The organism is Chitinophaga pendula (assembly GCF_020386615.1).
Lineage (GTDB): Bacteria > Bacteroidota > Bacteroidia > Chitinophagales > Chitinophagaceae > Chitinophaga > Chitinophaga pendula.
The window spans coordinates 3,460,081-3,482,725 of the sequence record NZ_CP077769.1; the positions used below are offsets into that span (position 1 = coordinate 3,460,081).

Annotated in this window: 19 protein-coding genes; 6 read left to right on the forward strand and 13 right to left on the reverse strand. The window is 47.4% G+C overall.

The window, feature by feature from the left end:
• Positions 1–34: 34 nt before the first annotated feature.
• Positions 35–709, reverse strand: coding sequence for a DUF2306 domain-containing protein (locus KTO58_RS12085; RefSeq protein WP_095839116.1), 675 nt, complete (start codon positions 707–709; stop codon positions 35–37).
• Positions 710–840: 131 nt separating this feature from the next.
• Between KTO58_RS12085 and KTO58_RS12090 the strand changes: the two genes are divergently transcribed.
• Together KTO58_RS12090 and KTO58_RS12095 are read left to right on the forward strand one after the other, a co-directional pair.
• Positions 841–1,224, forward strand: a complete 384-nt coding sequence (locus KTO58_RS12090) for a winged helix-turn-helix transcriptional regulator (protein ID WP_095839115.1) — start codon at positions 841–843, stop codon at positions 1,222–1,224.
• A 60-nt stretch (positions 1,225–1,284) separates the two neighbouring features.
• The gene (locus KTO58_RS12095) at positions 1,285–2,940 is read left to right on the forward strand and encodes an FAD-dependent oxidoreductase (RefSeq protein ID WP_095839114.1); all 1,656 of its coding nucleotides are present in this window, start codon (positions 1,285–1,287) and stop codon (positions 2,938–2,940) included.
• A 30-nt stretch (positions 2,941–2,970) separates the two neighbouring features.
• Here KTO58_RS12095 and KTO58_RS12100 read toward each other — a convergent pair whose 3' ends face one another.
• A complete protein-coding gene (locus KTO58_RS12100) occupies positions 2,971–3,204 on the reverse strand; it encodes a hypothetical protein (RefSeq protein WP_157753011.1) in 234 nt (77 codons plus the stop codon).
• 206 nt (positions 3,205–3,410) lie between these two features.
• Between KTO58_RS12100 and KTO58_RS12105 the strand changes: the two genes are divergently transcribed.
• Positions 3,411–3,614, forward strand: coding sequence for a hypothetical protein (locus KTO58_RS12105; protein ID WP_157753010.1), 204 nt, complete (start codon positions 3,411–3,413; stop codon positions 3,612–3,614).
• Between the two features lie 158 nt (positions 3,615–3,772).
• On the opposite strand, the gene KTO58_RS12110 is transcribed toward KTO58_RS12105, so the two are convergent.
• The 3 genes from KTO58_RS12110 to KTO58_RS12120 form a co-directional block, all read right to left on the reverse strand.
• Complete coding sequence (locus tag KTO58_RS12110; RefSeq protein WP_157753009.1) at positions 3,773–4,297, reverse strand: DNA-deoxyinosine glycosylase; 525 nt, start codon at positions 4,295–4,297, stop codon at positions 3,773–3,775.
• Positions 4,298–4,307: 10 nt separating this feature from the next.
• Positions 4,308–5,372: a hypothetical protein gene (locus tag KTO58_RS12115; protein ID WP_095839111.1), complete on the reverse strand. Its 1,065-nt coding sequence runs from the start codon at positions 5,370–5,372 to the stop codon at positions 4,308–4,310.
• A 311-nt stretch (positions 5,373–5,683) separates the two neighbouring features.
• A complete protein-coding gene (locus tag KTO58_RS12120) occupies positions 5,684–6,220 on the reverse strand; it encodes a DinB family protein (protein WP_198314930.1) in 537 nt (178 codons plus the stop codon).
• A 278-nt stretch (positions 6,221–6,498) separates the two neighbouring features.
• On the opposite strand from KTO58_RS12120, the gene KTO58_RS12125 reads away from it, so the two are divergent.
• Positions 6,499–6,678: a hypothetical protein gene (locus KTO58_RS12125; RefSeq protein WP_157753008.1), complete on the forward strand. Its 180-nt coding sequence runs from the start codon at positions 6,499–6,501 to the stop codon at positions 6,676–6,678.
• A 118-nt stretch (positions 6,679–6,796) separates the two neighbouring features.
• Here KTO58_RS12125 and KTO58_RS12130 read toward each other — a convergent pair whose 3' ends face one another.
• The 5 genes from KTO58_RS12130 to KTO58_RS12150 all read right to left on the reverse strand — a co-directional run bounded on the left by KTO58_RS12130 (position 6,797) and on the right by KTO58_RS12150 (position 17,294).
• Complete coding sequence (locus tag KTO58_RS12130; RefSeq protein ID WP_095839110.1) at positions 6,797–10,255, reverse strand: carbohydrate-binding protein; 3,459 nt, start codon at positions 10,253–10,255, stop codon at positions 6,797–6,799.
• An 89-nt stretch (positions 10,256–10,344) separates the two neighbouring features.
• Positions 10,345–11,814 (reverse strand): RagB/SusD family nutrient uptake outer membrane protein, encoded by a 1,470-nt coding sequence (locus tag KTO58_RS12135; protein ID WP_095839109.1) that lies wholly within the window; start codon positions 11,812–11,814, stop codon positions 10,345–10,347.
• 11 nt (positions 11,815–11,825) lie between these two features.
• Positions 11,826–15,104, reverse strand: coding sequence for a TonB-dependent receptor (locus KTO58_RS12140; RefSeq protein WP_198314929.1), 3,279 nt, complete (start codon positions 15,102–15,104; stop codon positions 11,826–11,828).
• A 260-nt stretch (positions 15,105–15,364) separates the two neighbouring features.
• Positions 15,365–16,585 (reverse strand): FecR family protein, encoded by a 1,221-nt coding sequence (locus tag KTO58_RS12145; protein ID WP_095839107.1) that lies wholly within the window; start codon positions 16,583–16,585, stop codon positions 15,365–15,367.
• Between the two features lie 124 nt (positions 16,586–16,709).
• A complete protein-coding gene (locus KTO58_RS12150; protein WP_095839106.1) occupies positions 16,710–17,294 on the reverse strand; it encodes an RNA polymerase sigma factor in 585 nt (194 codons plus the stop codon).
• A 151-nt stretch (positions 17,295–17,445) separates the two neighbouring features.
• On the opposite strand from KTO58_RS12150, the gene KTO58_RS12155 reads away from it, so the two are divergent.
• Positions 17,446–18,024 carry a hypothetical protein gene (locus KTO58_RS12155; protein ID WP_095839105.1) on the forward strand — a complete coding sequence of 193 codons (579 nt, stop codon included), beginning with the start codon at positions 17,446–17,448 and terminating at the stop codon, positions 18,022–18,024.
• 29 nt (positions 18,025–18,053) lie between these two features.
• On the opposite strand, the gene KTO58_RS12160 is transcribed toward KTO58_RS12155, so the two are convergent.
• Positions 18,054–18,566, reverse strand: a complete 513-nt coding sequence (locus tag KTO58_RS12160; protein ID WP_095839104.1) for a GNAT family N-acetyltransferase — start codon at positions 18,564–18,566, stop codon at positions 18,054–18,056.
• A 143-nt stretch (positions 18,567–18,709) separates the two neighbouring features.
• Between KTO58_RS12160 and KTO58_RS12165 the strand changes: the two genes are divergently transcribed.
• Positions 18,710–20,419 carry an amidohydrolase family protein gene (locus KTO58_RS12165; protein ID WP_225860219.1) on the forward strand — a complete coding sequence of 570 codons (1,710 nt, stop codon included), beginning with the start codon at positions 18,710–18,712 and terminating at the stop codon, positions 20,417–20,419.
• Positions 20,420–20,452: 33 nt separating this feature from the next.
• Here KTO58_RS12165 and KTO58_RS12170 read toward each other — a convergent pair whose 3' ends face one another.
• Positions 20,453–21,637 carry an FAD-dependent oxidoreductase gene (locus tag KTO58_RS12170; protein WP_095839102.1) on the reverse strand — a complete coding sequence of 395 codons (1,185 nt, stop codon included), beginning with the start codon at positions 21,635–21,637 and terminating at the stop codon, positions 20,453–20,455.
• Positions 21,638–21,714: 77 nt separating this feature from the next.
• Positions 21,715–22,572 (reverse strand): AraC family transcriptional regulator, encoded by an 858-nt coding sequence (locus KTO58_RS12175; protein ID WP_095839101.1) that lies wholly within the window; start codon positions 22,570–22,572, stop codon positions 21,715–21,717.
• Between the last annotated feature and the right edge of the window lie 73 nt (positions 22,573–22,645).

A 22,645-nucleotide genomic window follows, 5' to 3' on the forward strand; every position in this document is an offset into this window, starting at 1 on the left:
ATTATTGGCCCTGGTTTATGTTATTAATCTGAATTTATGAAGGGGTTCGCCCCTTATTTTGTTTGTTCCCCTTTTTGATCAGGCTGCTATGGGTAAGTTCGTAGATATAGAGCGGCACAGCCCACCCCATCCAAAACAATGGTACGGTTACTTCTTCAAACCTCCCCAGTTGCTGTATAAACGGGATCTTATAGGCGAATCCTGATATCAGGAAGGCGACGGTAATGATATAACTTCTGACCATCCATTCTTTATGTAGTTTGAATTGCTGCTGTACGGCTGTATAGAACGCAATGAAAGTCGCGCTGATCCAGACGCTGGCCCAAACTTGCAATGTGAACGCGTATGCCCAATTGACGGCATATGCCGTTGTAGAGGCCAATACCAATGCGCAAATGCTGCTGACCAATATGGCCAACAGGTATATATATCCTATTACGCGATGTAATTTCCAGCTATAGTTACGGAGTTTAGACCAGAACTGTATGATACCCGATATCAATGCTCCTCCCCCGGCGGTGATATGCGCGATCAGGAACCAGCGTTGCGGGAAATATCGTCCCAGGGCATCGGGTGTCATTTGCAGGTAATGATCTGCGCCATGCATGAACAGCCAGGTCATGAAAAATACGGCGATCCATATGAGCAAGGGAATTACATCTATCCAGCCGGGCATGAATTGACTTTTTATTTTTGGTTCTTTCTGCATTTCGGTTCATTTAGGGTACAAATTTCATTTGCTGCCGGGAGGGTAACAATAACCGAAAAAAGATTCGGTATGAATAGCGGGCAGGTTTTGGGATGGAATGAGTAATTTTAGCTGACAAAACGATATCAGGCATGTATACGAAAAAAATGGAAGAAGATCTGGACTGTGGCCTACTGCTGGCGATGAAGGTGCTGGGTGGTAAATGGAAATGCTGTATCCTGGATGCTATCAACAGGGGGGTGACGCGGCCAAGTGAGATTGCCCGGTATATTCCTGAAGCGTCTACGCGAGTGATCGAGATACAGCTGGCAGAATTACTCTTTTATGGTATTGTCGATAAATGTGCGGAAGAGGTGTACCCCAAGCGGACGGAATACCAGCTTACCGACCTTGGCCGTACCTTATTACCTATTCTCTCGCAGATAGACCGATGGGGGCTGGCGCATGCAACAGTACTCAAAAACGTGCAGAGCAGCAACAAGCTAATAAACCCATGTCTTAGTAGTTTGCGGTAGAGTTATGTGGTCTTACTAATTATTACTATTTTACTGACCGCCTAACGCAAAACTGACCCTATGACACATCCACGTTATATTTTCCTGTTGCTTTGCATCCTTGCATTTCAGCTCCCTGTGTATTCTTCCCGCGTGCTACAAGCCGACGTGATCATTTATGGTGGCACTTCTGCTGCGATCACGGCTGCGCTCCAGGTGAAGCAGATGGGTAAGACCGTCATCATCGTTTCTCCAGACCAACATATAGGCGGGCTATCGTCAAACGGATTGGGATTTACTGATACTGGCAATAAAGCGGTCATTGGTGGGTGGGCACGGGCCTTCTATCACCAGGTATATTTACACTATCAAGAGGCTGCTACCTGGCGCTGGCAATCCAAGGAGTCTTATGGGAATAAAGGTCAGGGTACGCCGGCCATAGATGGTAAGGAGCGGACCATGTGGATCTTCGAGCCGCATGTAGCGGAGCAGATATTCGAAGACTGGATACGGGAGCACAAGATCACCATATATCGCGACGAATGGCTGGACCGGGAGCAGGGGGTACAGCTGAAATCTGGAAGGATCGTGTCTATCCGCACGTTGAGCAATAAAACCTTTACCGGAAAAATGTTTATAGATGCCAGTTATGAGGGTGACCTGATGGCAGCTGCCGGTGTGCGCTATCATGTAGGCAGGGAGGCCAACAGCGTATATGGCGAAAGCTGGAACGGCGTACAGGTAGGCGTGTTACACCATGGACATCATTTCAAAACCAATATCAGCCCTTATCGTATAGCCGGTGACAGTAGTAGCGGACTGCTGCCTAATGTATCCGGTGCAGCACCAGGTATAAAAGGTGCCGGGGATGATAAGATACAGGCGTATTGTTTCCGGTTGTGCCTCACCAAACATGCGGCTAACCGCATACCGCTAGCGAAGCCGGCAGGTTATGATGCAGGTCAATATGAACTGCTTGCCCGCGTGTTGGCCAGCGGATGGAATGAGGTGTTCCAGAAATTTGACCCTATTCCCAACCTCAAAACGGACGTTAACAACCATGGTCCCTTTAGCATGGATTACATCGGTAAAAACTATGATTATCCGGAAGCAAGCTATGCTCGCAGGAAAGAGATCGTTGCCGAACATACTCAGTATCAGCAGGGATTGCTGTATTTCCTGGCGAATGATCCGCGGGTGCCGACAGCCATAAAACAAGAGATGCAACAATGGGGATTGGCTAAGGATGAATTCGCCGATAATGGTTATTGGCCGTATCAATTATATGTAAGAGAAGCGCGGCGGATGATAGGTCAGGAGGTGATGACCGAACACGATGTATTGGGTACGCGCCCTGTAAAGCAGCATGTCGGTATGGGCTCTTATACTTTAGATTCACATAATGCCCAACGATATGTAAAGCCGGACGGCTTTGTACAGAACGAGGGGGATATAGAGGTACATGTGAAAAGACCTTACAGCATCAGCTATAGCTCACTGGTCCCGAAAAAGGCGGAGTGTGCAAACCTGCTGGTACCGGTATGCCTGTCCAGCACCCATATCGCGTATGGCTCCATCCGGATGGAACCTGTGTTTATGATACTAGGACAAAGTGCCGCTACTGCTGCTGTGATAGCCATTAAGGATAAAGTAGCAGTACAGGATGTTGATTATACGAAGTTACGCAAACGTCTACTGGAAGATGACCAAAGGCTGGAGTATGTGTATGGGGAGTGAGATATCACATTAACTTTAGAATAACATCATCTAAACGAAAGCGATACCGTAAACATTTATCCAAACGATATAGGCCTGCTTTCTACCTCCACTCCTTTCAATCATCATCGTAGCGAAAGATTTTCCACTTTCATCTTTAGAGATCATCTCCATCTGTGTAAAGCGGGATTCATTACCCTTTGGCTCACCATACAGATAGGTTTTTGTGATCTCCTTACCATCGTATATCGCGCAGATGGTGTTAGTTCTGCTGACGTAGTTCACCTTTCTTTTTGAGCGGTAGTCGTCGTTATCACCCGCTGTGTTGCTGGTGTAGTCATTATAGATGATATATTCCTTCTCGTTGGCATTGAAGTAGTCATAAGAGAAGAAGCCGGACAGGTTGTTTTTACTTCCTTCTCGAGTTGCGCTGCACCCATCTTCTTGTTCTTCCAGGAGGTAACACGGGAATTAACTACCGTTTTTACCATATGTTTAGGCGTATACACGGTGACATCAATACCTTTTTTGCGCGTAAAGGAGAAAAACAGCGTATTACCATTCTTCATCAGTATCAGGCGGCTGGCACCGGATTCCGGTTCATCAAAAGGTGTACTGCGTTCGATAGCTGGTGCGTCTTTTTCGGTGGTCTATGCGACAGTACAGAGCGTAGCCAGGACGTAACAGCAGTCTAATAGTAAACTTTTAGGCATAGAGACTAAGTGAAAAATCTAACATATAGGTTTTGACGGTGCGAAGGTAGAAGATATTTTGGGAAAGTGGAGGGGCTGTTATAGATAAAACGATGAATTAATGGGTGTTTTACTTCACAAATATTTGATTCAGATAAAGATCAGGAGAGCGCGTTAAACGTGTCTCTCCATTGGCCAAATGTCTTAAAAGGGTTCGTCTGATTAGAGGTACTTGTGGATCCGAGTATATGTACGGGAATAGCAATCTGTGGTTTCTGACCTGCAATTTCCAGATACTCATTCGACTTTGCACCATTACAAATGACGGCCTTTATATTAGTACTTTTTACAAAACCGGCAATATCATTAAATCTTGGATCAATGATCTTACTATCCCTATTATCGCTACGAAAACAATCTGCCACAATATCCCACAGCGCGATATGATTGGCTTTTAGTAACTCATATCGCGCTTGCTTAGGTGTGTCTTTGTCCAACAATTGATATGGTGGATAGTCTGGTACCAATATTCTATACATAAAATCCCAAAAAAGGTTTTTAGTATTTGCGTAATACATTCCTTGATACAATGATTCGTTCCCTGGCATCGTACCCAATACCAAAATCTTCGAATGCTGATCGAACAAGGGAGCAAAACATGTTATTCTTTTTTTTCCGGAATTCATGATCTGATTGTTATTTAAATGCTTTAAGGAGGGCGTTGGCAGTCGCCAAACTGGAAATATAATCAGACAATGCCTTTGTAAATAGCTGGGTATACTCCACATTACTGAAGCAGTATACTTCATTCAGTCCTCCTTTTGTGGTCATCTTCAGTTTTCCATATAATGCGACGGGGATCTGATAGTTATCTGAAAATCGCTTATCACGTGAGCCGTCCTTGTTCACCTTGTGCCAGGTATGATCAACTACCTGTGCATCGTCCGGAACGTTCTCAGACTCAATAAATTGCTGCTCGCGACACTCTACTAAAAGGTCACTATAGTTAATAAGATCGAATCTTACTTTTGACTCATATACGATCAGGAAACCCGGATAAAAATATAGGTCGCCTCCATTCATGTTATGAAAACACAAAGCGGATTCCGTGCTTTTTATGATAGGCAAACTGCTATATGAAATTGATATTTCAGACCTTGTTACCGACTGGCTGGCAGCTGTACGATCTGCCACCATATTATTACGTTTGGAACTGGTGAAGTCCCACTTCTTCTTTGAATAGGTCAATAATTCAAAAGCCTTGTTAATATTATTATACAGCTCGAAGTAAATATCATCGCAATCAATCTCCAGGCTAACCGTCGACAAAGTCAACTGCTCCTGTAACTCTGTTATTTCTTCCTGTAACAAAGCCGAAGTGTCATGATACTTTTGGATTTTTTTCTTAAACAGGAATCTGAATATAGTAGTTTCCAGCATCCTAAGTTTACGGGTGGTGTTGGTCAGTTTTGCATTTCGATCTATCAACCGGCTATTGGTCTCTTCGAATGCTGTATCAGCGGCTAACAAAAGCATCTTCAAGTCCTTGAGGCTATCGGATGTTAAGGTGCCAACGGCAGCGCTTTTAATTTCGTTGGCCGCCGCATATGGTTTGAATAGCTGGTGCTTTAGCTTTTCTGCCTGAAAAGCTTGGTTTTCCTGGATATGATTTACCTTGAATTCGGTTTTTATACCGTTCTTTCCATATTGGAGTTTAACACCGGGCATCACCTGGAATTCTTTTCTAAATTTCCATTCCATAATTAATTGGTTGAAAGGTTAAGGTATAGGGAGGACATTAGCATTTACTTTGCTTCATATGAAATATGTATTGCTTATACTTAGTTGTTACTGTATACCCTGTTAGGTACCTGCTGTGATTACTGCGTCTTTATGCTTTGAATTAATGTGGGGAGGGTACATGACTTATTGATTGAGTACAACGCTAAATTAGAAGATTTACCAACATGAAAATGCATGTTTGCATAAAAGGGGAAAAATCCGGTATTTGAAAAGTAAAGGGATGTGGTAAGAAAAGGGATACTTGATGAGGAGTATATGCTTATTTGTTATCAATCGGATTGTGAAATCCAATCGACTGCCAAGTTTGCTTTTTGCCTGAGTAATAAATTCAATTGCGCCACATGATGTTGAATATGTCTCAGGTTATAGACGAGTATCTCCAGTACGCTATAGTTTATGACAAGGGAGGGGCACAGGCCATGCATCTCTACGTCTTCACCGGCAATCCAGCGTTCCGTAAAACCTTCAACAGGTGTATTGTGTATTAACTTTTTACATTTTGCCCTTATAGCAGACAAATAAGCGATCAATTGTTCTTTTGAATAAAACTCATCGGGCAATACATCATCGATAGCTTCAGGGGGTAGCTGATTCCAGTCTCCGATCGTATACGTTAATGGGGGTTTGAATGTATTTACCGGAATTGTAAGATAATAGTCCAGGAATATTGTGACATGGAAAGTCATAAAGAAAAATTGCTTGTCCTTCTGCCATAACTCGTCCGGGCAAGTTTGGATAATGCTACTGAGCATATCAATTGCCGCTGCGAAGTTTCGCCAGATCGTATTTTTTAGCATATTGTCCATTATGACACGATGGTTACGGATGTTTTTCTGAAGGTTATAAGGGGGAGGCTTGTGTGAATGTAAACAATATTTTGACAACTACGTATGCAGAATGATGGAATGCAGGCGTTTCCCGTTTACTTATTCTTTTGTTGTGCCCGGTTCGGCATCTTTGCTGCGATTGTATTGCACGGAAAAACTGTAACTTATTTGACCAACCGGCCTTTTTTGCACGCGCAATCTGTAATTCCCCAGACTGGACACACGCACACTATTACCTAACCAGCAAATCTCTTGTCATGAAAGACAATCGTATCCCTGGCAAAAAACTGAGCCGCCAGGACATGCAACGTATTAACGGTGGTGGTCAGCAACATGCTGCCGCAGTATGCTTCCAGTATGTAAGCAACTGCCGACCCTGTACCTCTGTTGGTTGCCGGTGTACTTACCAGTCACCAGGTCTTTATTTATGTCAATAAGACCTGACAGCTGTTTGCTGGCAACTCTACCGACTATTTTTTATTAAGATGTTGTCCAGCGCCTAGTACAAAAGAGCAGCAGCCGTCCGAACTACGTTTTGGACGGCTGCTGCTCTTTTTAGAACTTAATGATCTGGAAGGTATCTGTCTGGCGATCTCCCTGTAATTTCAGGAGATAATTCCCGGCAGGTAGTGTGCTGATATCCCTGCTGATCTGTTTTTCTCCTTTCGGGATACTCCATTGGCGTAATGGCTTACCATGCATGTCCAGCAGTAATAGCTGTGTGTAAGATCGTCCACGCAGGTCGATATTCAGTATCCCGTTAGTAGGATTGGGATAAAGGACAGGCGCTTGTGTATCTGTTTTTACCTGCGTATTATATGCCATGCGAGGGGCAGGTGCGTTTACCGCGCAGTTATCGATGCTGAACCAATTAAATTTCAATGTGCTGCCCGACAGTACGTGTACGCCTGTGTAGCTGAGGGCGGGTAAGCGGATAGTATCTGTAATTGTTTTCCATACGCCACCTGTAGACGGTATGCTGATCGTATCGAATCTAAAGGTGCTATGGCCTATCCATATTTTAGACGGAGTGGTGGACAGTACCCGGAAGCTGATATTATATCTACCGGCAACGGGTACATTCAGTGTGCTGTAGGCGAACCAGTCATTCACTTTGAGGTTGGTGAAATGCTGCCCACCTCCTACATCGGTGGATGTTTCCAGTACCGGGCCGGGGGCACGGTTGGAGGCGCTTTCGGCTTCATACTTGTCATTGACGGTGCAGGTATAGTCGACTGTTACGGACGTGGCAGCGGTTTTGGCGCCACCTGTTACGGTCACAGTATAGGTGCCCGGTGTTGTTCCGGCCGTGAAAACGCCACTTGTATCGATAGTATTGCTGGTACCGGTCACGCTCCATACTGGTTTAAATATGAAGGGGGCATCCCGCTGGTCGTAGCCATTAGCGCGGTACTGCTGGGAAGCATTGAGCGGTACTGTTGCTGAGGCAGGCGTGAGCTCAATACGTGTGAGTACCGGAGGAGTGATTACCCGTACAACGGCGGTATCGCTCACTGTGCCTACTGTTGCCCGTACCAGGTAGTTGCCCGCCGCACTGGCTGTAAATAAGCCACTGGCGTTGATGCTGGCCCCTTGTCCAGACCATACCGGGGTAACGGGTATCAGGCTGCTATCGGCGCCATATCCTGTGGCGGCGAACTGCAGTGTCTCGCTGGTGTTGATGGTAGCGCTATCGGGTTTGATCAAGATACGTGACAGCGATATGGAATCGGCGGGAATGATATTGAGCCAGTTGAAATTCCAGCCATCTTTATTGGCGACGATCCGGATGGTCTGTTGTCCTTTTTCTAATCGCAGCGGCGCTGAGGTGACGGTGATCCATTTCTGCCAGCCACCGCTGGCGGGTAGGTTCACGGTTTGCAGCGTAGTGGTGTCCCGTTGTATGCGCAGGCTGGAGGCAGTATTCACTGCCACCCGGAACTGTATACGATAGGTATCGGTGCGTGGCGCTTCGATATCATATTCCAGCCAGCTGCCGATGCCGATGTAGCTTACATTGAGTCCGCCACCTATATCGGAACAAGGCTCTGTATTCGTGACATTACTGTTGTCAAAGTTCTCTGCCTGTATTTTCACCGGCAGGAGTTTATAGTTGGCAGGTCTTCGGATGACGGAGGCAGCGCCTGTTTTGGTGGTGTTACCTATGGTTGCTGTAGCTGTGACCTGCCCGGAGTTATTCAGCGTAGCTAATCCATTAGGTGTAATCGTATTGCCTGTACCGGTGATGCTCCAAACGGGTGTAATGTTTATGGGATATCCGTTCTGATCGAGGGCTTTGACGGTATATTGCTGTTGTTTTCCTGGCAGGAAGGAAAGGTCTGCCGGTGTAACGATCATCGTATCCAGTACTGGTGTGCCCAGTCCTTTCTGGTAAATGCGGGCATAGTCGACGAGCATACTGTCGGGCCAGTCGGCCTCTACGACGGCGCCGCCCATTCCGCCACCGATAGCCAGGTTCAGGATCAGGTGGAATTTCTGATCAAAGGGCCAGTCTTTCCAGTCGGTATGCGGATTACCATATGAAAATACGGGTATATTATCATATGCAAAGCGGATGGTATCCGGTGACCACTCCATAGCATATACGTGATAGACGGTGTCGGCATCCATTAATTTCCTGTTGCCGCTGATACCGCCGACGTTGGTCCAGTTACGATTCTGGGTATGGATGGTAGATAGTACTGTTCCGAAGTTATTGCCGACATGTTCCATCACGTCCAGTTCGCCGCTTTTCGGCCATCCGCCATAGGCACTGGTGGATGGCATTGCCCAGATGGCCGGCCATGAGCCACGTGCACGAGGTAATCTAGCCCTTACTTCTACTTTGCCATAGAGGAAATCGAATTTACCCTGTGTGATCAGGCGACCGGAGGACCAGGGTTCTGTGGTATTGCCGGTAGGGAAATCTTTTTTCCCGGTGATGACCAGGCGGCCCTCTCTAACACGGGCATTGTCGTGTGTGGTGTCGGTGTATACCTGTTGTTCTCCGTTGATCCATCCTTTGGGGCGTGGGTCTACGGTCCATTTGGTCCGGTCGGGCTGACCATCTGTATTAAATTCGTCTGCGAACACCAGTGTCCAGTTAGGATTGCCTTCGAACACTACGTTGCCCTTGGTAGTATAGGTGGTAACGTTGGCGGTGGTTAGTTCGGCACCGGCGACCATTAGCTTCAAGGAGGAACGGGAATAGTTGGCAGCAGAATTACCGTTAAGTGTAATATACGCGGTGGTATCATTCACCCGCTGTACGCTGCTGATAGTGACCCCCGGTGGCAGATTGGCGGCTGTCCAGTTGGAAGGGATCAGGGTGGGCTTGAGTGTGCCACCTTTTACTGCGGCGATCAATCTTGCTCCATTTTCCTGGCCCATCACGATGCTGGTATCTTTCAGGACAATGGCGGTAGGATTGGGTGCTTGTACCAGGTCGAAATACAGGATGCCATTTGCTTTCTTACCATCGATATACTGTATAACGATCGTATTAAAGTCTGTGCGATTTTTTACGCTCTGAAAATTGTAGGTAGCTTCTTCCCAGCGATTTATCCGAGAAGGTTTAAAGGTAAAAAAGACGGCTTTGCTATAGTTATTGCCCGGCTGTAGTTTGAACATGATCTCATCCAAGGTGGAGCTGTACACCAGCATTTTAAAGATGCTGTTGGCGGCGAGATCGAAGGAATCTTTCAGTTGACAGGAGGCGCTCATGTATTCAAAGCAGGAGGTGTCTTTGGTAAATTTGGCGACCAGCGGGCTGGTATTCAGGCCTGACGGGTTGGGATTGGCGACGCCGAATTCCACTTTGCCGGTGGTGGTGTTACCAGCGTAATAGGTCCATTTACCGGAGCCGGGGCCATGGCCTTCCATATCATCGACCAGGAGGTATTGTGCGTGCAGCAGGTTGCTTAACAGCAAACAGGGCAGCAGCAACAGGACTAGTAATTTACTGCGCACGGGGATACCCCGGCGAGCATCAGATTTTGGTTTGCTCGTTTTCATAACGTTTCATTTTTGTGGAGAGGCCGGTGCAGTCGGAAGCTGCACCGACCGGGGTCTTATAGTATCATGGTCTTAGGCTCATCTGTTGATCATAAATTAGGGTTCACTACTGCATCGGCGCCCGGGATGGGCATCCAATAGTTCGCTTTAGTGATAGTGGCGGCCGGCTGGAGGTCGCCGGCGGCTTTATTGGCATTGGCAGCTTCTACTTGTTCCAGTCTTATGAGGTCGAACCAGCGATTCCATTCGCCGGCAAATTCCCAGGCACGTTCGTCTACTACTGCTGCTGCGAAAGCGGGGCCTGTCATGTTTTCCGGCAGGTCGAGCAGGCCGGCGCGCCGGCGTACGGCGTTAACAGCGGTATAGGCATCGCCGTTTGGCGTGCCAGCCGAGCGGGCTTGTGCTTCGGCATAGATCAGCAGTACGTGGGCGTATCGCATCATTACCACCGGGTTATTAGACATGTATACTGTCTTTTGTCCTGACTGTATGGTAAATTTTTTATAGTAGGGATGTTTGGTAGTGGTTTGTTGCCAGGAAATGGTGGTACCATCACTCGAGGTGAACCGGGTGCTGAAGGTGGCATCTTTGCGGGGTCCTGCGGGGAAGTTGTTAAAGAAGTTGAGCTCGGGGAAGAAGTCACTCCAGCCCCCTTCATCTTCCGGCATGGTGGATAATCCGTAGAACGAGTTGTAGGTGATCCAGTTACCGCGGGTGAAGAGGGAGAAGACATCTTCCACGGTGCCACCTGCGAAGATCTTCAGGTAATCTCCCATGTACAAGTCAAATCCATAGGTGGCTTTGCCATCTATTACTTCTTTTGCTTTGGCTGCCGCCAGTGCATATTTCGACTGATCTTTCAGCGGCCAGCCTGCTTCTGTGAGGTATACGTCGGCCAGCAACGCCTTTACGGTGCCTTTGTTGGGCCGGCCTCCGCTTCGTCTGGCATTGGGTATCCATTCTTCTGCTCTTTTGAGGTCTGTTTCTATCAGTGGGTAAATCTCTGCCGGTGGGCTTTTTTTCAGGTTAAGGTATTCCGGGGTATATTTTTCAGACGGGATGATTGGTACGGCGCCCCAGAGGCGGGTGAGCCAGTAGTATGACAGTGCCCGCAGGTAGCTGGCTTCGGCGACCATTGCGCGGATGGTATCCTGGTTGCCCCCCTGTACCTTGTTGTAGTTATTGATGATATTGGTGGTGGCCTGTATGGTTTTGTAGCAGCCCAGCCAAATGGGGTTCATCCGGCTGTTGAGCGATGATACATTGAAGCGGTCGAACTCCCGGAATTCTTCTTTATTGGAACCCGGATGTGTGGTGAGATCATCGCCGCCCATGGTCATTGCGATCTGTGATACGGTTGTAAAACCGCTTGTCCAGGGTACCATGAGGCTACCATAGGCACCGGTCAGTACGGTTTCGAGACCGGTCTGACTGCTCATGGCGTCATCGCCGGCGACCAATCCTTTCGGGTTTTCTGTGAGCTCTTTGCTACATCCTGCTGCTAATATTAGAAGAGAAAGCAGGTATATGGTGTGTAATAAGTAGTATCGTTTGATCATAACAGTTATGTTTAAAAGCTAAGCGTTATTCCTCCTGTGATGGTCTTTGCATTTGGGTAGGTACCGAAGTCGATGCCCTGGCGGATATCGCCCGCGGAGGAGCTGCTTTCCGGATCGATACCTGAGTATTTGGTGAGCGTCAGGAGGTTGGTGGCACTTACGAAGACCTTTATGCCTACGGTATTTTTCAGTTTGGATTTTGGTATATCATAGGCCAGGCTGACGTTTTTGAGGCGCAGGAAATTGCCTTTTTCGAGGAAGCGGCTGCTTTGTGTGAAATTGCGGTTGGTGGTACTGAAGGCTGGTATATCCGAGGTTTCATTGACACCGGGAATATAGCGGTCTTTGATCTCTGCCAGTGTGGCTTCCCGGGCATCGCCGCCATAGTACATGGCAGCGGCCCTGTTGTAGTTAAGCCGGTCGAATCCGAAGAGTCCCTGAAACAGCAGATTGAGTGTGAAGTTTTTGTAGGTCACGGTGTTGTTCCAACCGATGGAGGTAGTGGGAATACCTGTACCTATCACATGGTAGTCGTCGGCGTCAATGGTACCATCGTTGTCCAGATCGAGATAACGGCTATCTCCTGGTTTGGCACCATATGCGGCCGCCTGATGATCGCCAGGTTTCCAGGTACCGAGGTAGGTGAGGCCCCAGATAGCGCCGAGGGCCTGACCTGGCATCACTACAAACTCTGACTGTGGGGACATCCCCCCTCCTATTTTACGGTTATTAGGATCGAAGATGCGGGTTTTGCCTTCGCCCAATGAGATCACTTTGTTTTTGACGAAGGACACGTTAAAGCCGGTATTCCAATGGACGGCGCCGCTGTTGATCGCCTCTCCTTCTATGGAGAACTCCCAGCCCTTGTTTTGAACTACGCCTACGTTGCGGGTGATGGCGTTGCCGCCGAGGTACATGGGCAGGTTTTCCTGCAGGAGCAGATCGCGGGTATCTTTTACGAAATAATCGGCGGTCACTGCTATCCTTCCTTTGAGCAGTCCGATATCAAGACCGATATCTTTTTGTTCTGTGGTTTCCCATTTCAGTGCGGGATTTCCGATGTTGCCCATTACCAATCCTACTATATGGCTGTTATTGTTGAATGAGGTCGCTATGTTGGAGTAAGATGAAAGTGTGCTGTAGGGGCTGATGGCCTGGTTTCCGGTCAAGCCCCAGCTACCCCGTAGTTTTAAGTTGCTGATGCCGCTTACCTGCTGCATAAAGGGTTCGTTACTTACTACCCACCCTGCGGAGACGGAAGGGAAATAGCTGTATTTGTTACTACCCTGGAATTTGGAGGAGCCATCGCGTCGCAGGGCGGCAGAGAGCAGGTATTTATCATTGTAGGCGTAGTTGACCCGGCCTACCATTGAAAACAGTGCCCATTTAGAGTAGCCAGAGGACGGTGTACCAGGCGTGCCCAGGCCGAGGTTATTCCACTGGAAGTTCTCATAGGTGAGGTTAGTGGCGCCTGAAGAAGAATAGTTATAAGTGGACTGCTGGTACTCTGCTACTGCTGTTACATCCAGGCTGTGTACATTATTGAATACTTTTCTATAGTTGAGGGTGTTTGTATTCTGTAAAACGACTTCTTTATTGGATCTGATGCCAGCGCTGGATACGTTGTTATTGGTGATCTTACCACCGAAGGACTTGTCTTCGTATTGGAGAAAGTTAGCGCCATACTGGAGATTGAAGGTGAGGCCTGGTATGATTTCAAATTTGAATCCACCGATCAGGTTGGCCAGCATTCTGTCTCTGATGGCGAGCCTGTTGACGGTTAGTGCTACGGGGTTATAGAACAGGGAGCCTACTGGATCGCTGACTACGAAGCTGCCATCCGGATTCCTTACCGGTGTTGTGGGCGCCCAGGTGATGGCTTGTGCCAGCGGGCTACTGGGGCCATCTGCCGGTATATCGGCATTTTGTGCGGTGCTATACGATCCGGTGATATTCAGGAATGTGGAGATGCTATTCGTCAGGTTAGCATTAATATTAGCGCGTAAGGTATATCGTTTATAAAATGAGTTATTGATCACGCCATCCTGGTTCAGGTAGTTACCGGAGATAAAGTAACCGCTCTTATCTGTGCCACCGGAGAGGCTGAGCAGGTATTCCTGTGCGGGTGCTGTCCTGAATATCTCGTTTTGCCAGTTGGTGCCCCCTTTGGCGCGGAAATCCGCTATCTGTACGTTGGTGAACTTGGGGGTAGTACCAACGGCTATGGCGTGTGCGTTGGCTGTTTCTGCGAAGTCGGCGGCAGAGAGCATATCCAGTTTCTTCATGACGGTAGATGAAGACAGGCGCGTGGTGAAATTGAGTTTTACGCCGCCTTTTCCACCTTTTTTGGTGGTGATGAGAATAACGCCATTGGCGCCCCGGCTGCCGTAAATAGCAGTGGCGGCGGCATCTTTCAATACCTGTATGGATGCGATGTCATCGGGGTTGATGGCGAAGAATTCGGCTCCTACGAAACCATCTACTACATATAGCGGGTCATTGCTTCCGTTGATAGAATTGGAGCCACGGATACGGATACGTACGCTGCCGCCGGGAGCACCTGCGGCGTTGGTGACCTGTACACCTGTAGCGCGGCCTTGTAATACCTGGTCGAGGCGGTTGACGGGGGCATCTTTGAAGTCTTTGGCTGTTATGGAGGTGATGGCGTTGGTCAGGGTACTTTTTTTCTGTTCACCGTACCCTACTACTACCAGTTCGTTGATATTAGAAGCAGCCAATTGCAAGGTGAGGGACAGTTCTTTCTTTCCATTGAGCGGGACCTCCACTTTGTTGTAGCCCAGGGACGATATTAGGAGGATGGTATTTCCGTCCGGGACGGTGATAACATATTCTCCCTTTTCGTTGGTCACTACTCCTTTGGCGGTTCCTTTTATCTGTATGGTTACTCCTGGCAGCGGTTCTCCTTTTTCGTTGGTGATCTTTCCCTTTACTTCCATTTCGGCGGGTGCGGGTATTTCATTTTCATCTGTAACGGGTTTCCGTTTTACGATGACTACTTTTTCCGATATGGTGTAGGTGAAGGGTTGTCCTTTAAAACAGGCCTCCAGTGCTTCCGTGAGGGGAGTGTTCTTCAGTTGGAGATTGACTTTCTGTTCGTGTAGCATTTGCTCATCGGTATACAGGAAATTGAATCCTGTCTGTTTTCTGAACTCCCGGAAGACTTCATCGAGCGGTATGTTTCGCTGAGAGAGGGTCACTGTTTGAGAATACCCTGCTGCGTGTACATTCAGCAAGGCAACGGTCATCAGGAGTACCGTTAATTTCATCATCAGTAGTATTTTTTTCGATAATAGTGGAATTTCCCTATCCCTGCGGGCAAGACGTTGCCTGCCTTGGGAAAAAAGCATCAATTGCATACATTTGTATGGTTAGGGTAAGTAATGAATAATTGTCGCAAGCGATTTACGTACAGACCCTTTATTTCGCCGGAAGCGGTACCAACGCTTCCGGTTTTTTATGGTCAGTATGGGTAAAGGGATACGTGGAAATTAAGGACTCATTATTTATATTTATCAGTTTTGTTGGAATCTCAAGGAGATACGATGATTTGCCTGTCTTTGGTCTGAAAATGTACTTCTCCTGTCATTTCGAGTATTTTAAGTACCTGTGCTAATGGTAGGTTCCGGGGTATGCTACCGCGGAAGTGTGCCGGTACCGGTGCTGTGAAAACTATCTCTACGTTGTACCAGCGTGCTATCATGCGCATGACGGACCCGATGTCATTGCCTTCCAGTTGAATAAGACCATTTTTCCAGGCTATTGCTTCTTCTGTATTTGCCAGCTGCTGGAAGGAAAGCAGTCCTTTTTGTTTATCCAGCTGTGCTCCCTGTCCATGTCTTAATTGTCTGCTATTACCATTATGGTTCACTTTTACGGCGCCTTCCAGGAGGGTGGTCTTTACCAGGCTTTCATCGGTATAGGCCATGATATTGAATTGGGTTCCTAGCACGACTACTTCCAGGCTGTCGCTTTGCTGGCCGGTATGTACGGCGACTTTGAAAGGCATAGCGGCATTTGTGGCGACATCAAAATAGGCTTCGCCTGTGAGCTCTACTTGTCTGTATGCACCATTAAAGGCCACTGGATATTTGAGTGAGCTGGCAGCGTTCAGCCATACTTTGGTGCCATCTGCGAGTGTGACCTGAAATTGTCCGCCTTTGGGCGTGCGTAAGGTATTATACTGTAAGACTGTTGCCGTTGGTGGTTGCTCTGTCGGGAAGGTATATAGTAGTTGTCCTCCTGTTGCCTGTGAGATTCTGGTATTGCCCTGTTGTGCGAGGGCGCCGTTGCCTGCGCTATCGAGCGGTAACGCTGTACCATCTGCCAGTATCAGCATGGCGTTGTTTCCTCCCGGCACCACCTGTTTAGGTGGCGGTGTAACAGCTATGGTGGATGTTCTGTGGGGATCTGGCTGCAGGAACCAGTATATGCCAGCGGACAGTAGTAATAATATAGCTGCTGCGGCTGGTATCCAGCGCAGGCGTTTACGGGGGTGTAATGGGATGACGGCGGTATTGGGTGGCTTGTCGGCAGACAGTATTTTGTCTACCATTTCATCCCAGTAGGCTAAGTCGTAGGCAGCTGTGGCGTTGTCAGGCAGTTGTTGTTGCAGCAATGCTTCTATGTGCCGGGTATTATTCCCGCTATCATCCTGCCGGATCAGTTCGGATAGCTCCTGTAATTCCGGTTCTGTGGCAGTATGTTTTAAAGCCTGTTCCAGCAGGTAAGTAAGGCGGTCTTGTATTGACACTCTATGATCGTTTTGACAGTTCTAACGGGATACTTTTAGCCCCATTTTTCAAACGTGAAATATAACCCTTATGATAACAGACGCGTAAGTTGGCATTTAGGACCTATCGGGTGAAAAAAAAATTTCAGACCTTCAATAGGCATAGTATGAGTAGCGGGAATAGCATTCCTGGTTCTTCGAGATGCTTTCTGATGGCCTGTAAAGATCTGACCAGTGAATTTTTGACGGTATTAGGAGATATAGAGAGCTGGGCGGCGATCTCTGGTATTTTCAGTCCTTGTTCGCGGCTCAACAGATAAATATGTCGTGCTTTAGGGGGGAGTTGTTGTACGGCGATGCCTACCTGTTTTCTCATAAAGGCGTAGGCGATATCTTCTTCGGCGCTAAAGACCGGTTCTTCCGGCATCATCGCGGCGATTGCCTTGTGATGGACTGCTTGCTTGCGCAGATAGGTAAAACATTGATAGAAAACGATGCGCAGCATCCAGGAGCGGGGTTGTTCTATTTCTTTTAGTTTATCACGGCTGATCCATAAACGAAGAAATGTTTCCTGAATAATATCTTCAGTAACGGCGGCTGTTTTAGTAATATGTAGTGCCAAGGCCCGAAATTGCGGTGCATACAGGTGAAAAAGCTGCCGGAAGGCCATTTCATCGCCTTCGGAGATCAATTGGAAAAGTTCTTTATTATCATGTGTGTATGCCTGCATGCCGGACAGCCTTCCTACTAAAGTAGCAAAATAATTGATAGTTGTTCCTGCGTATACTAGGGGAATGTTATGAGGACGTCGTGAAGATTTCCCATAAAATTTATAATTTGCCGGAGTCTTTATCCCATTCCATTAAAAATATCCCTATAAAATGAAACCGATATTGTTAGGATTTATTTTATCTTTTTTCCTCTATTATGCTAATGCCCAGTCCTTTGCACCTGGTTATTATATTACGCCAACGCGTGATACGGTTACTGCGCAAATTAAGATCAAGAAAGGTGCGTTTGGGCAATCGACCAATGATTTTATTGATGAGGTAGAAATTATCGACAGTATAAAAGGCGCCGTCAAGTATTTGCCTGAAGATATAAATGGTTATGGGTTCACCTATAAAGGGCGTAGGTACATCTTTGCGTCAAAACCAATAAAAAACGGTAAGCGGAAATTTCTGTCTGTTTTATATATAGGATCTAAGTCTAGTCTTTACCTGCATGGCCTTGTTACTACCGGGGGGGCTTATGCTTCGAAGCAGGTATTTTATACTTTTGAAAAGCCTGGTAATACGTATCTCTTTCTGAAAAATATTCTAAACAATAACTTTAGAAGTCAGGTGAAGGAATTTTATAAAGACAGTCCTGGAGTGATGCAGATCATTGATACAAAACTCCGGTATTGGCTGGAGCTGGATCAGGACCTTATCGAGATATTGCGAAAGGCGAATCTCTGATAGGCTTGTATATATCTATGTTGACAGCGTTACAATTCCAATACATAGTATAATACATCTTCTCTTGTGCCATCCAGCCAGTCGGCTGTCTCCCGATGGCTATATTTGAATCCGGAGCGTTGGTTGGCTGCCTTGGAAATGAGGTTGCTTTCCCGGTGGCTTACGCTCAGTCTTTTCAGGTGTAATTTCGATGCCCATTCCATTCTTACTTTATAAAGGAGTGCGGCCAGTCCTACTCCTCTGTGTTCCTTTTTAATATAAGACTGCCCGAGGTATCCTTCTTCTTCATTCAGCAGTAGTATGCTGGTCATGCCGATTAATTCATCATTTAGAAAGAGGCCAAAAACGGTTCTGGGGTATTTGACCCGTTCCTGCCATTCTGCATCTGTAAGTTCTGCTTCTGCGGGCGTGCTACACCGAAACATGGCCGGTTCTGTGTGGATTGCTTCTAAACGTATGGATTTGTAGAGATGGGCTTCATGGTCATGAAGCGGGCGGATATTATAGGTATCTTTTCCGGATTGTGATTGCGTGTTTTCCATAAATGATGAGATGCAAGGTACTCAAATTCTCTTCTAATGGTATATGAAGAAATTCTACCCGGGGTAGAATGCGGAGAAACCTTTAAGGAAATTGAGCATTTTTGCAAAGTCCAGTTACTTAGTTGGGGGTACTTTTAACATATATGAAGTTACAAACTGTTTTAGCCGCCATTACCTGTCTGCAACTGAATATTGCTTTTGCTCAGCAAGAAACCTGGATTACAAATGCACAGCTTATTGATCCTGCGAAAAAGACTATACAAACTGGTATGACCGTGGTCTTCAAGGATCATCTTATTGTGGGTATTCACAAAAGAAAGGCGCCAGCGGATGTTGTCTCTATCGATGCCGGTGGCAAATACCTTATGCCGGGATTAACGGATGCGCATGTACACTTTTTCCAGAGCGGCGGCTTATATACGCGCCCGGACATTATCGACCTGCGCAAGATCCGGCCTTATGAAGAAGAGATCAAAGAAGTCCATGCAGGGCTTGAACAGCAGCTGCGGAGGTATGTACGCAATGGTATCACTACTGTTTTTGATGTCGGTACGACCTATCGTTTGCTAGCCCGGAAAAAAACATTTGGGGATTGGGCTATCAGACCACAGGTGTACATGTCCGGCCCTATTATCACCACAGTGGCTGTTGCTGAATACGATCATTTAAAGGAGGATGCGCCTTTTGTATTGGCCTCGAATGCTGCGGAGGGGCGCCGGTTGGTACAAGAACAATTGGTTTATCATCCGGACTTTATCAAACTCTTATTTTCTGCTAATGGGAAGGCTCCTGTGGAATATATGCCCATCGTCCGGGCGGTGATCGCGCAGGCGCATTCTCATGGATTGCGAGTGGCTGTGCACGCCACAGAACGTATTACGGCGCAGTTGGCGGTGGAAGCAGGAGCTGATTTCCTGGTGCATAGTGTAGAAGACGAAGTGGTAGATGATGCGTTTGTGCAACTGCTTAAAGATAAAAAGGTTGTGCTTTGTCCTACCCTGTCGGTAGAAACTGGTTATCTGCATGTATTTGATCAATCCCGTTTATTTACTACGTATGAGTTGGCATCTGCCGACCCATTTGCGCTTGGTAGCCTGTATGATCTGAAACAGCTGGCGGATACTGCTGTTGCTAATCAATATAAGATAAAAGCACATGCACATGTGGACAGGACGGCGGCGGTAAACCGCGTCAGCCGGGAGAACCTCAAAAAGCTTAGTGATGCCGGCGTGTTGATCGTCAGTGGTTCGGATGCCGGGAACATTGGCACCTTACATGCGGTAAGTTTGTTGCCAGAGCTGATGCAAATGCAGCAGAGCGGTATGAGTAACTGGCAGGTATTACAGGCGGCTACTATTCATCCGGCGAGTATCCTGCGTCTTCCCGGTTATACGGGTAATATTGCTGTCGGACAGCCTGCCAATATGCTATTACTACAAGGTAACCCGGCTGATGATCTCCGTGAACTGGAGCATCTCGATCTCGTGATCCAGAACGGGAAGGTCATTACTCCGGATACGGTGTCTGTATCCAGCCCTGTGGCATTGGTACAGCAGCAGCTTAATGCTTATAATAGCCGCAACATGGAAGCCTTTCTGTCGGTCTATGATGAAAATATAGCGTTATTTGACTTCCCGGATAAGCTCATTCGCCGGGGAAAAGAAGAGATGCGGAAAGTATATCACTTCTTCGGCAAGGCGCATTTACTGCACTGCCGCATTGTAAAGCGGATCGTAACAGGAAATGTTGTGATCGACGAAGAGCATATCCTAGATGACCATGGTAGGCGCGGCGGCACCGCCATTTACCAGATAGAAAACGGCAAGATCAGTAAGGTATATTTTATTGATTGAGCTTGGTGCCTGTGGTGCATCATTACACTTGCCTCATTCGTTGGGGCTAAGCAGGGCTTTGAATTGCTGCACTGATTCGTCTGTGGGAGCGGCAAAATCCTTGATCCCTTCGATGGCTTCCTTTCCTAATAACGCGGCTCTTGCCAACATTTGTTTTTCGTAAGCTGCGATAGCGGTTTGCAGGTCCTGGTATTCGCCACTGGTGAGGCACTCGCTCAAATCCAACGCGTCCAGCATAGCGGTATTCACGCCTTCTCCTGAGGGAGGCATCAGATGTGCTGCATCGCCCAGCAGTGTCAGATCAGGCTGTGCTTCCCACTGCTGATTTAAAGGGAAATAGTTCAGGGGTCTGGGTACGAATTGGCGGGATGCATCAAACAATGTAAAGAATACCGGGCTCCATTGTGCGTGGGCCTCTTTCAGGTAGGCCGCCACTGCCTGGCTATCGTCAAAATCTATCCCGCAGGTGTCGACCCAATCCTCGGGATACAGGGAGGCAGCGTAGAATGTGAGTCCACCGTCGCCTCTAGGTTGTGCTGCGATGGTTTTTCCATCTCCCATGGCCATCAGGTTGGCATTGGCTAACAAGGCATATATCTCCGGACATTCGGTTTGCGGGTTATCTACTTCGCCCTGGATAATGGTAGCGCCGGAATACTTTGCTGTAATGGGTGTCAGATAGGGGCGGATCTTTGAACGATAGCCATCTGCGCCGATCACGATATCTGCGGTGGCGATTGTACCATTTTTAAAGGTGAGTTCCCAGCGGCCGTTTAAGCGGACCATACTTATAAACTGGCTGTCCCATATTACCGTACCAGGTTGCAGGGCGTCGATCAGCATATCCCTTAGAGCGCCCCTGTCAATCTCGGGTCTGAATTGTTCATCTCCGAAGGTGACTTCTGATAACTGTCCGACTTCATCCATACATATATTGCCATCTTTATCGAGTAGCCGGTATTTGTCTGCTCCAGGCATGTAATGTGTTTTGAAAGCGTCCATCAGCGCTGCTGCTGCCATTACTTTCAGGCCAGAATCGAAGTGCAGGTCGACGATGGCCCCCTGTACACGGGCTGACTGGTTATAATCGCGCTCATACACCTTCACATTGGCACCTTTTAGCTGTAACAGCCGTGCCAGCGTTAACCCTCCAGGCCCTCCCCCTATGATAGCAATCGCTTTATCCTGTATTAATTGCCTATCTTTTACTATTTGCATTTTTATCTCTTTTTATGAGATACAAAGGAACACCTACTACCTGGCCGGGACAATGCTGATACGGAGTGAGTATAGGACTATTCGAGGTTTTTGGTACGGAATACTACCGGGGTTATGCCGACCACCTTCACAAACAGGCGGGTAAAGTAGGAGTAATCATCGTAACCTAATTCTCCTGCGATCTCCTTGACAGACTTAGTGGAGTGAAAAAGCAGACGTTTTGCTTCCAAAATAACCCGCTGCTGGATATGCTGCGAAACGGGATAACCGGTGGCTGTTCTGACACATTCATTGAGGTAGGCAGTAGATATATTAAGGGCCTTTGCATACTGACCCGGGCTTTTTACTGTCGTAAAGCTATGTTCGAGCATCGACTTAAATGACTTGGCTACCAGCTCGAAGCGGGAATGACTATCTGCGACCTTCGCCTGTGCTACATACTGAGATATGACCAATGCAACCAGAGTATTACAGCTTTCCTTCAGGATAACGTTATAGAGCCTTTCGTGTTTCCGCTCCGTAAATTGCAGGCAGAGGTTAGCAGTGGCTGAAATAATCGCATATGTCTCCTTATCCAAGGTCAATGTCTTCACGGGGTTGAGGTCTGCCAGGAGTCGGAGGTTATCGGGCAGCAGGTTTTCATTGGTCACGATCCAGCTGGTGAGTGCCGCCTTTTCAAAACCTATCACGCGATGGATCTGATCAGGATGTATATAGATAATAGCGGGGGCCTCTATACGATACTGCTGGAAGTCTATTTCGATATGGGTAGTGCCTTTCTCCTGTAAGATGAATACATGTCCATTGTCGCGGTGTGGCCGTTCTACCTCTTCAAATTTGGGGCTACCGTGGTGGTTTATTTTTATAATTACGATCCCCTCCCGGGTACCTGCCGGTAATGTGTTTACATGGATATGTTTGGTTTTTGAGCTCATGGTATACGCCAGGACAGTAGTCCCTGTAATAGCAGTATTTACACAAAGCTATCTAAAATCTTCTTTATAAAGT

Bases quoted from the DNA above. Each gene is read 5' to 3' on its own strand.
- KTO58_RS12085 (WP_095839116.1), bottom strand. From the start codon at position 709: ATGCAGAAAGAACCAAAAATAAAAAGTCAATTCATGCCCGGCTGGATA.
- KTO58_RS12090 (WP_095839115.1), top strand. From the start codon at position 841: ATGTATACGAAAAAAATGGAAGAAGATCTGGACTGTGGCCTACTGCTG.
- KTO58_RS12095 (WP_095839114.1), top strand. From the start codon at position 1,285: ATGACACATCCACGTTATATTTTCCTGTTGCTTTGCATCCTTGCATTT.
- KTO58_RS12105 (WP_157753010.1), top strand. From the start codon at position 3,411: ATGTTTAGGCGTATACACGGTGACATCAATACCTTTTTTGCGCGTAAA.
- KTO58_RS12110 (WP_157753009.1), bottom strand. From the start codon at position 4,297: ATGAATTCCGGAAAAAAAAGAATAACATGTTTTGCTCCCTTGTTCGAT.
- KTO58_RS12115 (WP_095839111.1), bottom strand. From the start codon at position 5,372: ATGGAATGGAAATTTAGAAAAGAATTCCAGGTGATGCCCGGTGTTAAA.
- KTO58_RS12120 (WP_198314930.1), bottom strand. From the start codon at position 6,220: ATGGACAATATGCTAAAAAATACGATCTGGCGAAACTTCGCAGCGGCA.
- KTO58_RS12125 (WP_157753008.1), top strand. From the start codon at position 6,499: ATGAAAGACAATCGTATCCCTGGCAAAAAACTGAGCCGCCAGGACATG.
- KTO58_RS12130 (WP_095839110.1), bottom strand. From the start codon at position 10,255: ATGAAAACGAGCAAACCAAAATCTGATGCTCGCCGGGGTATCCCCGTG.
- KTO58_RS12135 (WP_095839109.1), bottom strand. From the start codon at position 11,814: ATGATCAAACGATACTACTTATTACACACCATATACCTGCTTTCTCTT.
- KTO58_RS12140 (WP_198314929.1), bottom strand. From the start codon at position 15,104: ATGATGAAATTAACGGTACTCCTGATGACCGTTGCCTTGCTGAATGTA.
- KTO58_RS12150 (WP_095839106.1), bottom strand. From the start codon at position 17,294: ATGCAGGCATACACACATGATAATAAAGAACTTTTCCAATTGATCTCC.
- KTO58_RS12155 (WP_095839105.1), top strand. From the start codon at position 17,446: ATGAAACCGATATTGTTAGGATTTATTTTATCTTTTTTCCTCTATTAT.
- KTO58_RS12160 (WP_095839104.1), bottom strand. From the start codon at position 18,566: ATGGAAAACACGCAATCACAATCCGGAAAAGATACCTATAATATCCGC.
- KTO58_RS12165 (WP_225860219.1), top strand. From the start codon at position 18,710: ATGAAGTTACAAACTGTTTTAGCCGCCATTACCTGTCTGCAACTGAAT.
- KTO58_RS12170 (WP_095839102.1), bottom strand. From the start codon at position 21,637: ATGCAAATAGTAAAAGATAGGCAATTAATACAGGATAAAGCGATTGCT.
- KTO58_RS12175 (WP_095839101.1), bottom strand. From the start codon at position 22,572: ATGAGCTCAAAAACCAAACATATCCATGTAAACACATTACCGGCAGGT.